This window comes from Acidipropionibacterium virtanenii, assembly GCF_003325455.1.
GTDB lineage: Bacteria > Actinomycetota > Actinomycetes > Propionibacteriales > Propionibacteriaceae > Acidipropionibacterium > Acidipropionibacterium virtanenii.
This window is the reverse complement of the sequence record NZ_CP025198.1, coordinates 3,076,519-3,090,601: the sequence shown is the minus strand read 5'-3', so window position 1 is coordinate 3,090,601 and position 14,083 is coordinate 3,076,519. Positions and strand designations below refer to the sequence as shown.

At 69.2% G+C, this 14,083-nt stretch carries 12 protein-coding genes; 9 read left to right on the top strand and 3 right to left on the bottom strand.

The features are described from left to right. Positions 1-37: 37 nt before the first annotated feature. The 8 genes from JS278_RS14285 (at position 38) to JS278_RS14250 (ending at position 8,278) form a co-directional block, all read left to right on the top strand. Positions 38-1,312: a glycosyltransferase gene (locus JS278_RS14285; RefSeq protein ID WP_114045779.1), complete on the top strand. Its 1,275-nt coding sequence runs from the start codon at positions 38-40 to the stop codon at positions 1,310-1,312. Between the two features lie 11 nt (positions 1,313-1,323). Further along, a complete protein-coding gene (locus JS278_RS14280) occupies positions 1,324-2,727 on the top strand; it encodes an O-antigen ligase family protein (protein WP_114045778.1) in 1,404 nt (467 codons plus the stop codon). A gap of 39 nt (positions 2,728-2,766) precedes the next feature. Continuing rightward, a complete protein-coding gene (locus tag JS278_RS14275; protein WP_114045777.1) occupies positions 2,767-3,375 on the top strand; it encodes an acyltransferase in 609 nt (202 codons plus the stop codon). 78 nt (positions 3,376-3,453) lie between these two features. Next, complete coding sequence (locus JS278_RS14270; RefSeq protein ID WP_114045776.1) at positions 3,454-4,566, top strand: DegT/DnrJ/EryC1/StrS family aminotransferase; 1,113 nt, start codon at positions 3,454-3,456, stop codon at positions 4,564-4,566. Between the two features lies 1 nt (position 4,567). Then, positions 4,568-5,560, top strand: coding sequence for a Gfo/Idh/MocA family protein (locus tag JS278_RS14265; RefSeq protein WP_114045775.1), 993 nt, complete (start codon positions 4,568-4,570; stop codon positions 5,558-5,560). Positions 5,561-5,667: 107 nt separating this feature from the next. Further along, entirely contained in the window at positions 5,668-7,107 is a 1,440-nt protein-coding gene (locus tag JS278_RS14260; RefSeq protein ID WP_147243237.1) for an O-antigen ligase family protein, read from the top strand. 326 nt (positions 7,108-7,433) lie between these two features. Further along, entirely contained in the window at positions 7,434-7,949 is a 516-nt protein-coding gene (locus JS278_RS14255; protein WP_147243236.1) for a hypothetical protein, read from the top strand. Continuing rightward, positions 7,949-8,278: a hypothetical protein gene (locus JS278_RS14250; protein WP_147243235.1), complete on the top strand. Its 330-nt coding sequence runs from the start codon at positions 7,949-7,951 to the stop codon at positions 8,276-8,278. Before JS278_RS14255 ends, JS278_RS14250 begins: the two co-directional genes overlap by 1 nt. Positions 8,279-8,605: 327 nt before the next feature. Here the strand turns inward: JS278_RS14250 and JS278_RS14245 are convergent, their stop codons facing one another. The 3 genes from JS278_RS14245 to JS278_RS14235 form a co-directional block, all read right to left on the bottom strand. After that, a complete protein-coding gene (locus tag JS278_RS14245; RefSeq protein ID WP_114045771.1) occupies positions 8,606-8,863 on the bottom strand; it encodes an HPr family phosphocarrier protein in 258 nt (85 codons plus the stop codon). Positions 8,864-9,115: 252 nt separating this feature from the next. Further along, a complete protein-coding gene (locus tag JS278_RS14240) occupies positions 9,116-11,194 on the bottom strand; it encodes a PTS fructose transporter subunit IIABC (protein WP_114045770.1) in 2,079 nt (692 codons plus the stop codon). An 88-nt stretch (positions 11,195-11,282) separates the two neighbouring features. Next, the gene (locus tag JS278_RS14235; RefSeq protein ID WP_114045769.1) at positions 11,283-12,242 is read right to left on the bottom strand and encodes a 1-phosphofructokinase family hexose kinase; all 960 of its coding nucleotides are present in this window, start codon (positions 12,240-12,242) and stop codon (positions 11,283-11,285) included. A gap of 362 nt (positions 12,243-12,604) precedes the next feature. Between JS278_RS14235 and JS278_RS14230 the strand changes: the two genes are divergently transcribed. After that, a complete protein-coding gene (locus JS278_RS14230) occupies positions 12,605-14,083 on the top strand; it encodes a hypothetical protein (protein WP_147243234.1) in 1,479 nt (492 codons plus the stop codon).

Below are 14,083 nucleotides of genomic sequence, written 5' to 3'. Positions count from 1 at the left end.
CCTAGACCAGCAGACGGCATCTCTGGAGGAGGAACCCGTGGGCGAGGCGCGGCGTCCGGTGATCGTGATGCTCACATCGCGGTTCCCCTTCGGGCCCGGTGAGCAGTTCATCGAGAGTGAGCTGCCGCACTGGGCGGAATGCGACGTCGACCTCGTCGTGGTTCCCGAGAAGAACGACCATCCCGACGCCGCGGTGCGACCCGTGCCGCCCGGGGTCGAGGTCGACACCAGGCTGACGCGGCGCTGGACCGGCCCCGGCTGGCGGGCCCTGGGAGCGTGCGAGGCGCTCGCCTCGCCGGTGCTGTACCGGGATCTGGCTCAGCTGCGTCGGATGGGCCTGCTGGATCCGCGACATATCGGCTACGTGCTGCGCACCGCGATCCAGGTCGCGGTGGTGCGCAGGATGCTGCGCCGGATCGCCGCCGATCGCGGCGGGATCGATCTCGCCTACGCCTACTGGCTGTCGGTCTCCGCGGACGCGGCGGCCTTGGAGCGCGGGCGCGGCCGGCCACGAGTGCGGCACGCCGTCGCGCGGACCCACAACGCCGACGTCTACGAGGAGCGCCATCCGCTGCGCTTTCACCCCGTCGTCCGCCAGATCGCCGAGGACCTGGATCTTCTGATGCCGATCGCCTCCGACGGCGGACGGCACGCCGTCGAACGCTACGGTTTCCCGCCCGAGCGGGTGCGGGTCAGCCGGCTCGGCGTTGCCCTCCCGTCGTCGGCGCAGCGGTGCCCGGCCACCGGGGCGGGGGAGTTCACCGTCGTCTCGGTGAGCACCATGAGCCGCTTCAAGCGCCTCGACCTGCTCATCGACTCCCTCGCCGCACTGGCCGGGATGCGCCCCGACCTGCACCTGACCTGGCGCCACTTCGGGGCCGGACCCCTCCACGACGAGCTGGCTCGACGCGCCGAGGAGGTCCTGGCGCCGCTCGGGATCGACGTGGAGTGGATGGGCCAGCTGCCCAACGAGGAGCTGCTCGCCTGGTACCCCGGCCACCCGGTCGATGTACTGGTCAACACGAGCTCCTCTGAGGGGATCCCGGTCTCCATGATGGAGGCCATGGCCCGGGGGGTGCCGGTGATCGGCACCGACGTCGGCGGGGTGCGCGAGATCCTGGCCGAGCACTGGCTGATGGACGCCGACCCGGCACCCGACCAGGTCGCCGCCTTCATCGCCGGGCGGGCCGAGGCCGTCAAGGACCCGGCCGTCCGCGAGCAGATGGCCGCCCGGATCGCCGAGCGCTACGACGCCGACGCCAACTACCGCCGCTTCACCACCACCCTCACCGAGCTGGCCGGCCGGGCCTAGGCTGAGGGCCGATGTCAGTTCTCAACGTGGCGCGGGTCACCGGCGCCGAACCGGGCACCGCCGGTGCGCGCGCCCGGTTCCTGGAGTTCTGCCTCCGGTGGGCCTTCCTGCTGCTGCCCCTCGCATCGGCGTGGGCCTCCACCGTCACCCTGGGGCCGATCGTGCCGGTGCGGGCCCTGGCCGCCGTCCTGGTGGTGCTGGTGGTGGCCTGCCGCGACCGGATGAGCAGCGTCGCCTGGTCGGTCGTGCTGGTGGGGGCGCTCTGGCTGGTCTGGGGGGTCTTCCTCGCCCGGCCGGGGACCGGATACCGGGAACTCCTGGGGGTCGGCATCGGGCTGGCGACCATGGTGGCGATGACGATGGCGGCCAAGGACGCCAGCTGGCTGGTCCGGCTGTGCCGGTCCTGGCTCATCGGCATGATCATCGTCTGCCTGCCCGCCTTCTTCGAGGTCGCGACCGGCATCCACATGCCCAACTACCGCGAGGGCTCCTCGGAGTACGTGCGCAGCCGGGCCACCGATATCGCCTCCTTCATGGTCAACCCCAACCTCTTCGCCTACTTCCTCATCGTCGGCATGGGCGTGATGATCGTGGGCTGGCGGTTGGAGACCGGGCGGCTGCGCCACCTCTACTTCCTCTTCGCCCTCATCGCGCCGGTCCTGGTGCTGCTCACCGGCTCGCGGCTGTGCCTGGCGGCCGTCGCGCTGCTGTTCGTGTGGATGTTGCTGCTCAGCCGGCCGTTGACGCTGACCGTGGCCGCCGTCGGGGTGCTGGGGGCAGGTCTCATCGTGGTGACCGGACGCCTGCACAGGCTGCTGCGCGTGGTCGACACCGCCCTGTTCAACCTGGGCTCCCTGTCGGGCCGCTCCCGGCTGCACGTCTACCAGGACGCGCTGTGGATGTTCGCCGACAAGCACGGCCTGGGCCAGGGGCCCGGCCAGTTCACCATACGGCTCGAGTACGCACCCTGGCCGACGTACACCACCGTCGACCCGCACAGCGGATTCACCGAGGTCTTCGTCGGCTACGGCCTGCTCGTCGGCTCCCTCATCGTGGCCCTGGCACTGGCCACCCTGGTGCGGGCGGTGCGCCGCGACTGGCGGGCAGCGTCCCGCAGGCGCCCGCGCGCGGCCGCGGAGAGCCTTCTGCTGCAGGGGGTCGTCCTGCTGCTGGCCGTCTCGCCGCTGCTGGCGATGGCCAACAGCTCCTACCTCAAGTCGCCGGTCGTGTGGTGCCACATGGGCACGGTCGCGATCTGGTGCCAGGCCCTTCTGGAGGCCCGTCGATGGCGGCTGCGGGAGGATCTGAAGACCGTTGTCACCGCCCCGGGGCAGGCGGGCCGCGGGCTGCCGCGGCGGTACCGGATCGCCCGCCGCGCGGCTGCCAGCCGTGCGGCGGCCCGGGGCCACGAGTAGGCTGAGCGCGGAAGAAACCCAGTTCCGAAGGGCGAACAGATGAGTGAACCACGGATCATCCCGACCGCTGACCTCGACGACGGGGTGACCATCGGCGACGGCTCGTCGGTGTGGCACCTGTCCCAGGTGAGGTCGGGCGCCCAGCTCGGCGAGAACGTCGTGGTGGGCCGTGGGGCCTACATCGGCGAGGGCGTACACGTCGGCGACAACTGCAAGATCCAGAACTACGCCCTCGTCTACGAGCCGGCGTATCTGGAGGACGGCGTCTTCATCGGACCGGCCGTCGTGCTCACCAACGACCACTTCCCGAGGGCCTGCAACCCCGACGGCAGCGTCAAGAGCGCCGACGACTGGGAGCCGGTGGGGGTCACCCTCAAGCACGGCTGCTCGATCGGCGCCCGCAGCGTCTGCGTCGCACCCGTGACCATCGGCGAGTGGGCCACCGTGGCCGCCGGATCGGTGGTCGTCAAGGATGTGACTCCCTTCGCCCTGGTGGCGGGGGTCCCCGCCCGGCGGATCAAGTGGGTCGGGCGCTCCGGCTTCCCGCTGGAGCCCGAGGGCGAGCACCGCTGGATCGACACCCGCACCAGGGACCGCTTCGTCGAGGATCCCGCCACCGACACCCTGACCCTGGTGAGCGAGGGCTGAACGGCCCGTCCACCCCCTGACACAGTCCGTCCCTGACATATTTCGGCGTACCGACGCCGCAGAACAAGGAGTTACACGTTGACCTACGAATTCATTCCTCCGGCCAGGCCGATCATCGGTGAGGACGAGCGCAGGGCCGTCGACGCCGTCCTCGCCTCCGGACAGGTCGCCCAGGGTCCGCAGGTGCATGCCTTCGAGGAGGAGTTCTCCGAGCAGGTGGCTGACGGCGTCCACGCGGTGGCCGTCAACTCCGGCACCTCCGCCCTGCACATCGGCCTGCTGGCCTCGGGCATCGGGGCCGGCGACGAGGTGATCGTGCCCTCCTTCACCTTCGCCGCCACCGGCAACTCGGTCGCCCTGTCCAACGCGAAGCCGGTCTTCGCCGACGTCGATCCCGTCACCTTCACCCTGGACCCGGCCTCCGTGGAGGCCTCGGTCACCGAGAAGACCGCCGGCATCCTGCCCGTCCACCTGTACGGCCTCCCGGCGAACATGACGGCGCTGCGCCAGATCGCCGACAAGCACGGCCTGGCCCTCTTCGAGGACGCCGCCCAGGCGCACGCCGCCGCCATCGACGGCCAGCACGTCGGCACCTTCGGCACCTTCGGCGCCTTCTCCTTCTACCCCACCAAGAACATGACCGCCGGCGAGGGCGGCATGATCACCACCTCCGATGCCGAGGTGGCCCGCAAGGCGGCCATGATCCGCAACCAGGGCATGGAGAAGCGCTACGCCAACGAGCTGGTCGGCCTCAACAACCGGATGACCGACATCAACGCCGCCATCGGCCGGGTGCAGCTGGGCAAGCTGGCGGGCTGGACGAAGACCCGCCAGCAGAACGCGGCCTTCCTGTCGGCCAACATCACCGAGGCCGTCACCCCGCACGTGCCCGAGGGCTACGTGCACGTCTACCACCAGTACACGATCCGCCTCGAGGGGGCGACCGGCGCCGAGCGCGACCGCTTCACCGCCGCCCTCAAGGACGAGTACCAGGTCGGCTCGGGCGTCTACTACCCGATCCCGAACCACCGACTGCCCTCGCTGGCCCCCTACGCCCCCGGCCTCGAGCTGCCGAACACCGAGAAGGTCGCCTCCGAGTGCGTCTCCCTGCCGGTGCATCCCTCGCTCACCCAGGCCGACCTGGAGCGCGTCGTCGAGGCCGTGAACGCGGTGGCCAAGGCGGGTGCCTGAGATGGCGAACCTGCGCGCCGGCATGGTCGGCATCGGCTCGATGGGCAAGAACCACGTCCGTAACCTGCGGGCGATCGACGGGGTCGACCTGGTCGCCATCGCCGACGCCGCAGGCAAGGACCCGTTCGGGGTGGCCGGCGATCTGCCGATCCTGCCCGACGTCGACGCCGTGATCGCCGAGGGGGTCGACTACTGCGTGGTCGCCGCCCCCACCAAGTTCCACGAGGAGATCGGGCTCAAGCTGGCCGAGGCCGGCGTCCACGCCCTCATCGAGAAGCCCCTGGCATACGACACGGTGGCCGCGCGACGTCTGGCCGACGCCTTCTCCAGCCGCGGGCTGGTGGGCGCGGTCGGGCACATCGAGCGCTACAACCCCGCCCTGCAGTCGCTGCGCAAGCGCCTGGAGAACGGCGACCTGGGCGATCTGTACCAGATCGCCACCCGTCGTCAGGGGCCCTTCCCGGCCCGTATCGCCGATGTCGGCGTGGTGAAGGACCTCGCCAGCCATGACGTCGACCTCACGTCCTGGGTCACCCAGCGGGACTTCGAACTGGTGGCGGCACGCACCATGTTCAAGGCCGGGCGCGAGTTCGAGGACATGGTCTCGGCCACCTGCCAGCTGTCCGGCGGGCTGATGAGCAACCACCTCGTCAACTGGCTGACCCCCACCAAGGAGCGCCGCACCTTCGTCACCGGTGAGAAGGGCATGTTCATCGCGGACACGCTCACCGCCGATCTCACCTTCTACGCCAACGCCAATGTGGAGACGGTGTGGGACGATATCGCGAACTTCCGCGGCGTGGCCGAGGGCGACGTCACCCGGTTCGCGATCCCCAAGCCCGAGCCGCTGCGCACCGAGCACGAGAACTTCCGCGACGCCGTGCGCGGCTTGGACTCCGACATCGTCACCATGACCCAGGGGGCCAAGGTGGTGGAGGTCTGCGAGGCGATGATCCGCTCCGCGGCCACCAACGAGTTCGTCCAGGTGGGCTGAGCACGTCGTCCGAGACGGTCGGGACGCCGTTCTGACGCGGTCCAGGGCCCGGGACTCCAAGGGGAGCCCGGGCCCTGTCGGCGCCCGGCGATCGCGGGAGGAGAGGGATGAGCAGTAGGACGCGCAACGGCGGGAGCGGGCCGAGAGGACGCGCGCGGGCCGCAGGAACGGCTGCGAGGACCTGGTGGTCCGCCGATCCGGTGGCCGGGTGCGCCGAGCTCCTGGCCGCCCTGCTGCTGGTCGTGCTCACCTTCATCAGCACCGACCAGCCCATCGCTTCCGATCGCGCCTACCCGATGCTGCTGGTGGTCATGGGGGTGGCCGGGGCCGCCTGCCTGGTGCTGGCGGTGGTCCGAGGCCGGGAGTCAGGGCGTCACGGCGGGACGGGAAGGCAGGGGCGGCGGTCCCTGGGGCTGATCGCGCTGCCCTTCCTGGCCATGCTGTGCTGGGCGGGCATCACCATCCCGATGACCACCCATGTGGCGCTGACCACCCGTTACGGCCCCCTGGAGCACATCCGGCTGCCGATGGCGTCGATGGTGGTGCCGCTGGTCGAGGCGGCGTTGACGGCCCTGGTGGCTGTCGGGCTGGTGGCCCTGATCGGACGGGATCGGCTGCCGGGGGCGCTGTGGCGGATCTTCCTGGTGCTGGCGGCGTCCACCCTCGTCGCGATCGGCTGGGAGATCGCCACCCGCCAGGCCTTCGTGCGCCGCGCCGTCGACGGAATGCTGATGTGGCGCACCTCCACCCAGCTCGGGGGGCAGGCCACCTACCACCTGGCGCTGCTGCTGGGGATCGGGGCGGCTGTCGACGCGATCCGCAGGCGCCGTCTGGTCGGGGCGTCCTGGTTCGTCATCGTGGCCCTGGGCCTCGCCATCGGGCTCAGTGGATCGCGGGCCGGGCTGATCTGCCTGGGGCTGTTCTGCGTCCTGCTGTTCTTCTGGGGGCGGTCCGCCGGCCGGCCTGCGGGCAGTCGGAGAGTGCGGATCCTCGGCGCCCTGGGGTTGGCGGCCCTGGCCGTGATCGGCCTGGTGGTGGTGTGGCTGCGTGGCGGCGGGCTCGTCGACCACGACCGGGCCGAGACCTGGAAGGTGGCCTGGCGGGCGGTCAGCGTGGATCCCTCGACGATCATCATGGGCCGTGGCTACGCCACCTTGTGGCCGTGGTTCGCCATTGAGAGCGGGATCGTTCCCGGGGCGATCCACGGGCTGCGTCGCGGACCCTACGGCAAGTCCCTGGCCCACGCCCACAACACGATCGTCCAGGTGACCGGGGAGCTGGGCGTCGTCGGGCTGGTGCTGCTGATGGTCTGCCTGGTGACCGTCGTGGCGTGCTGCCTGCGCGGGTTCCGCGGCCGGTACGCGGGGACCTGCATGGCCCTGCTGGCCAGCTGTCCCGCACTGCTGCTGGACACCTACCTGGTGAAGAACTTCCAGGTCTCCTTCGTGTGGTGGCTGGTGGCCGCCGCGGTGGCGGTGCTGATGGCGAGGCCGGGGGATGACACGTCCCTCGAGCCTCCCGAAGCCGACCGGCCCGGCCGTCCCTGACCTGCTACCGGGTCGCCAGGGCCGCCATCCACGGGCTCTTCCTCGCCATTGCCTGTGTCTTCGCTTTGCGTCTTGAACTCTGCTTTGGCCCTCCTGCAAGAGGGACAAAGCAGAGTAGGAGGCGGAAGGCGAAAAATCCACTTGTCCACAGGGCAATTTCGCTGAAGTGTGCTTTCCACAGATTTTCGCACAGAACCTTGCCATGAAGTTCGGTGATCTGGCGGACTCTTCCCATGAATAGCGGAATGGATGACGCCGTGGCGAGGGTTCGACTCGTCAGGGACCTGACGTGCAATGGAATCGACGCCGACAAATTGGCTCGTGGAGTGCGGGACGGCACTTGGTCGAGGGTGCGGCGCGGCGCCGTCGTGGAGGGAGCCCTGAGCGACGACGCCGTCGTCCGCCACTGCCAGCTGATCGCGGCGACGACCCCCATTCTGAGGGCCGACTCCTGGGCATTGAGCCACACCTCTGCGGCAGTGATCCTGGGGCTCCCGGTGCCCTACGAGGGGCTTGAAGCGGTCTGGATCACTCGGCCGAAGGGACGCAGTGCCCACCGGCGGGAGCAGTTGATGACGCGGGTCTGTGACATCGAGGACGACGAGGTCATCACCGTCGATGGTCTCCCCGTCACGTGTCCTGAGAGAACCGCGATCGACCTGGCGCGCCAGCACGGGCTGGCGACCGGTCTCATGGAATCGACGCCGTCCTTCGTGCCGGCGGGAGCCTCGGGCGGATGCAGGAGCTCGTGGGCCGGAGTTCGGGGTGGAGGGGGAGCAAGGCCGCTGCCCGAGCGGTGGAACTGGCGAGTGCCGTGCCGGAGAGTCCCGGAGAATCAATGATGCGGGCCCACTTGGCGGCACTGGGTTGCCCGTTGCCGGTGCTGCAATTCGTGCTGCGCGATCCGGACGGGCGGTTCGTGTCCAGAAATGACTTCGGGTGGCCCGACTGGAAGGTCGTGGCGGAGTACGACGGAATGGGCAAGTACACCACGCTTCTGAAGCCCGGGGAGACTGCCGCCGACGCCATCGCAAGGGAGAAGGCCCGCGAGGCTGACATCCGTGCTCAAGGATATGAATTCACGCGTTTCATGGCCCAGGACCTCAGAAAACCCGAGAAGGCGGCCGCACGGCTGATGAAGCTGTTGAGGGCCAACGGCTACCGCGGCTGACAAGCGGGCCGTCCTGTCGGGGTGCGGCGTCCGTGAAGACGGCTTCGGGATCCATCCTGTCTCGCCCACCTGTCGATATCGGGTCCCGTGAGACTGCCTTTCGCCTCTTCCTCGGCTTTCATCCCCCTGCAGGAGGGCCAACGCCGAGTTGGAGACGCAAAGCTACCTCACAGCATCTCGGCGGGTGGCGGGTGCCAAGGCCGGGGAACATGACGGGGTGAGCGGCGTCTGGGGAAGGTGGAGGCCACGATACCGAGCCGGATCGGCGTGTAGAGACACTGAGGGCCGGCCCCGACGGGGCCGGCCCTCAGGCGTGAGGTGGTGGAATCAGGCGTCCAGGTCCTTGGCGACCAGAGCGGCGACGGCCTCGACATCCGCGTCGTTGTCGCCCTCGACCGTGACGTAGTCGCCGGCACCGGCACCCAGGGTCATGATGAGCAGGGTGGAGCGGGCATCGATGGGCTCGTGCCCCTCGGTGGCGAGGGTGACGGCGCTACCGAGCTTGGCAGCCTCCTGGGAGATGGTGGCTGCGGGACGGGCGTGGAGTCCGACGGACGAACCGACCGTGACGACCTTCTTGGCCATGGTGAGCCTTCTTTCCTTCTGAATCCGTCTGGTGGGACGGGGTGGTTGATCTTGATGTGGCGCTGGCCGTTCCGGGGAGCCGGGTGGCTTCCCGGGACCGTTGCCGGTGCCGTTGACGTCAGAACCGCGACAACTGCGAACGCACTCCTGACGGGGTGGACAACTACGACGATATCCAACACTCACCCCGGGAGTCGACGCCGGTACTCGCAATAGGGATGTGAACCCGACTCCCGGGACCGAGGACTGACGTCACGCGGCGGCTGAGGCCGTCACCTCCTTGGTGCTCTCCTTCTTGGCGGCCCCTCTGGATTTCAGGAAGGTGACCAACAGGCCGGAGACGACGGCACCGGCGATGATCGCCAGGGCGAAGGCCCAGAACCGGTCAATCGCGAAGAAGACGAAGATCCCGCCGTGCGGAGCCTTCGACGCGGCGCCAAGCCCCATCGAGATGGCTCCGGTGACTGCCCCGCCCACCATCATCGAGGGGAGCACCCGGCCCGGGTCGGCGGCGCCGAACGGAATCGCTCCCTCGGAGATGAAGGAGGCTCCCAGCAGCCAGGCGGCAGTGCCGTTCTCCTGCTCGGCCTTGGTGTACAGCTTGGGCCGCAGCACGGTCGACAGGGCCATCGCCAGCGGCGGGACCATGCCGGCGGCCATCACGGCGGCCATCACCTTCATGGACGCCTCGTCGGTGACGCTCAGCCCGGCGGTGGCGAAGAGGTAGGCGGTCTTGTTGATGGGCCCGCCGAGATCGGCGCACATCATAAGGCCCAGGATGATGCCCAGCACGACGGTCAGTGAGGCCGGCATGTTGGCCAGGCCGTTGGTCATGGCCTTCATCAGCAGGGCGATCGGGCGGCCCAGCACGAAGAGCATCAGCAGGCCGGTGATCAGCGATGTCAGCAGCGGGATGATGACCACGGGCATGAGACCGCGCAGCCACTTCGGCACGGTCCAGGAGGCGATCCACATCGCGATGAGACCGGCGATCAGGCCGCCGATCAGGCCGCCGAGGAATCCGGCGGACATGAACACCGCGATGGCACCGGCGACGAAGCCGGGGGCGATACCGGGACGATCGGCCAGCGCGAATCCGATGTAACCGGCCAGGGCCGGCACCAGGAAGCTGAAGGCCAGGTTGCCGATGACGTTGAGTGCCGAGCCGAGGAAGATCAGGAACCCGGCGTGGTTCAGCGACGATATCTGGGCGAGTGTGAACGGCGCGTCGGCGAGCCTGGTCGCAGCCTGCAGGTCCGCGAATGAGGGCAGGTGGGTGATCGAGAAGTTCCCCATCACGTACTCGGAGATGAACGACACCTGGAAGCCCGCGACCAGGAAGCTCAGGGCGATGAGCAGTCCGCCGGCGGCGACGAACGGGATCATGTAGGAGACGCCGGTCATCAGCGCCTGCTGGATCCGCTTGCCCCAGCTGAGCTGGGACTTGTCGTCTCCACCCTCCTCGGCCCCGCCGTCATCGGCCGCCACCCGGTGGGCGTGCGGATTCTTGGCGGCCGCGACGGCCTCCTCGATCATCTTCTTCGGCTCGTTGACGGCGCGCTTGACGCCGGACTCGATCACCGGCTTGCCGGCGAACCGCGCCTTGTTGCGCACGCCGACGTCGGTGGCGAAGATGACGGCGTCGGCCTTGGCGATGTCGGCGTCGTCGAGGGGCTCGACGCCGGTGGAGCCCTGCGGCTCGACCTTGACGTCGACCCCCATCTCCTTGCCGGCGTCGGTGAGGTAGTCGGCCGCCATGTAGGTGTGGGCGATGCCGGTGGGGCAGGCGGTCACCGCGACGACGTGGACCAGGTCGCCGGCGTCGGCCGGCTCGGGGGCCGAGGCCGGTGCGGGAGCGGGTGCGGATGCGGGCGCCTCGGAGGGCTCGATGACCCCGCGGATCAGGGAGACCACGGCGTCGGCGTCGGGGGCCTGCCGCAGCTGCTCGACGTAATCGGCCTTGACGAGGGCACGGGCGAGCTTGGTGAGGAGCTTCATGTGGTCCTCGCCGGCGCCCTCCGCCCCGCAGATCATGAAGACCAGATCGGCCGGCCCGTCGGGCCCGCCGAAGTCCACCTTGGGGTTCAGGCGCGCGAAGCCCAGCGACGGCTGATTGACCGCCTCCGAGCGGCAGTGCGGGATGGCGAAGCCGCCGGGCATGCCGGTGGGAGCCAGCTCCTCGCGCGCCATGGCGTCGCGGGCCAGGCCCTCGCCGTCGGCGCGACCCGATTCGCCGACCACGCCGGCCAGCGATCTGATGACATCTTGCTTTGTAGATCCCAGGTCGACGTCCAGGACGACGATCTGCGGATCGATGAGTGAGTCCGACATCAGGGATTCCTCTCCGAATCCGGGATTGGTTGGACGGCTCCGGGGTGGCGCCGTCCGGTGGTGCTGTCCCCCGAGAGGGGGACAGGTTCTAGGGGAGTTGCCTGACGGTGACCTCGATGGAGGACGCCAGGTCGATGGTCGGGGTGGTGGAACCGGGCAGCGACGCCGCCGCGGAACCCCAGCTCACCGCGGTGCGCAGGCATCCGGCGTCGTCAAGTCCCAGGGAGCGGCCCAGCAGCAGGCCGGCCAGGGAGGAGTCCCCGGCACCGACGGTGGACCTGACCTCCACGGGCTCGGCGACGGCGTGCCAGGCGCCGTCCTTGTGGACGAGCAGGGCCCCGGCGCCGCCGAGAGTGACCATCACCTCGGCGATGCCCCAGCCGATGAGGTCGCGTGCGGCGCCGATGACCGGCCCGAACGATCCTGCGGCCGCCTCGGCCTCCATGGCGTTTCCGTCGCCGCCGCACAGCTGGGCGAGCTCGACGGAGTTGGGCTTGACGAGGTCCGGGGCCGACTCGGGAAGGTTGGAGGCCAGTGCCACCAGTGGGGAGTCGGAGGTGTCGACCGCGATCCGGGCGCCGTGCGCGCGAATCCGCGGCACCATCCGGGCGTACCAGTCGGTCGGCATCCCGGGCGGCAGGGAGCCGGCCATCACCACCCAGTCGGCGGTGTCGGCGGCGGCCAGGACGGCGTCCTCGAAGGCTGTCAGCTCGTCGGGAGACAGGTGTGCGCCGGGCTCGTTGAACTTGGTGGTGGTGCCGTCGGGTTCGGTGACGGTCAGGTTGACGCGCACCGGCTCGGAGACCGGCACGCCCATGGTGGGGACCCCGTCGGCGAGGAGCCCGACCAGCAGCGGGTCGTTGCCGGCCGCGGGAACGACGGCGGTGGTGGGTACTCCGGCCCCGTGGAGCCCGCGGGAGATGTTGACCCCTTTGCCGGCGGCGACGACTGTCGAACCGGAGAATCGATGCACCTGGCCGCGGACGATCGGTCCGGGGAGGCCCGCGGTGCGATCCAGGCTGGGGTTGGGGGTGACTGTGACGATCATGACGTCCTCGCATCGTTGGGTGGTCGCCGCGCATCTGTGGCATTCCGCATGTGGGAACATGTTGGAATATATGGGATTCGGGGAGAGAAAGCAACTAGTTCTCACATGCTGGCGGGATCGCTCCCTCCGATTATGAAGGAGGGACCCGGTGCGCGGGCCACGACTCGCGCACCTGACCCGGTCGAACGGGCGGCGAGTCAGGGCGAGAGCTGAGGAGGGATGCGGCCTTGCGTCCTCGTGGCTCCAGCTCTGTCTCCGCGTTGCCCCGGGGCTGTGTGACAGACTGTCGTCCGAGCAGTCGGGTGCGGACGCCGTTTCGGGATCTCCAGGCATCCGGCACGAACGATGCGGTGAGGTGCGCCTTGACTCCTGATGACAACACAGCGGGTGAGTCCCAGGACTCGTTGACGGCCGTCTCTCCCGACGAGCGCTACCGCGCCGCGAGGACTGCGTTCGAGGCGCTGCTGGAGCGTGACTTCCCGGATTTCACGGTCGAGCAGTACGCAGCCGAGAAGGCTGCCGAGGAGGGGATCGACAGGGAGACGTTGGCCGACCAGGTCTGGTCGGGGGTCCGCTCGGTTCCGGATCGGCTTGATGTGACCGGAGACGGGAAGATCGGTCTCGATGACGCTCAGGCCGTAGCGAAGCAGGCCGCGGACCGGATCGGGAAGACCTGGAAGCGGGTCAGCGGAATTCGCAAGGAGGACGTCGCCGAAGCGACGTCGTCGGCCGGGCATGCGGCGGCTGAAACCGGCAGGAGGATCACCGGGTTCGATTACGGTGCCGCTTTCGGGCGGGCCGCGCACCGGACGAAGGAAGCTGTGCAGGGTGTCGACGCCGATACCTTCAGGGCGAGCGGTCACACGATGGCGAAGATCGGCAAGACCGCTTCGGGGGTCCAAGGATTTCAGGATCGTCGGAGTTCCGCGGAGATCAAGCAGATCTGCGAGGATTACGCCAGTGCCGCCGAGGATCTCACCGGTGAGCGTCGCGATCAGCTCAAGGAGCGCATCGACGAGTTCGGCCGGCTGCGACTCACGGCTCTGCATGAGACCCTGGGGAAGTTCCTGGTGATCCTCGAGGCACTCAAGCAGAAGAACCGTGCCAAGGAGTACGAGCTGCTCGACGGGATCGGCATCGGTACCCAGGCCATCGAGTCCATGGGCGCCCTCGATATGACCGTCAGCAAGACTTTGGGGGCCACGGCGGCCACGGGTGCATTGGGCGCTGCCGCGGTTCTGGGTACGCCCGCCCTGGTCATGGGCGGTGTGACGGCGATCGGGGCTGCCTCAACCGGTACCGCGATCTCGACCCTGTCAGGAGCGGCGGCGTCGAACGCCGTCCTGGCGTGGCTCGGTGGGGGCAGCCTGGCCGCCGGAGGCGGTGGCGTCGCCGCCGGCACCGCGGTCCTGGCTGCGACGACCGCAACTGTCACCGTCGGCGTCGCCCTTCTGGCCGCGGGCACCATCCTGTCCGCCCACTACGCGCAGAAGCTCACCGAGGCGAAGATCCACGAGGAGGACGTCGCTCTGGCCGTCACCGGCCTGGAGAGCGCGTGGATCGTCATGGACGGGATCCTTCGCCGTGTCGACGAACTCACCGGGGTGACCAATGAGCTCCGTGAACGGCTGATGCCCCTGCTCGTCCGCCTCGAGGGCCTGGTTCCCGTGTTCGACCCCGCCGACGCCGACCATGCCGCGGTCTTCAACCAGTGCGGGATTCTGATCAAGACGATGGTGGAGCTCGCTCAGGTTCCGCTGCTGGGTCAGGACGGCGAGCTCACCGATGAAAGCCTGTCCGTCACCGTCCACGTCAAGAACGTTCTGAACACAGAGGTGTAG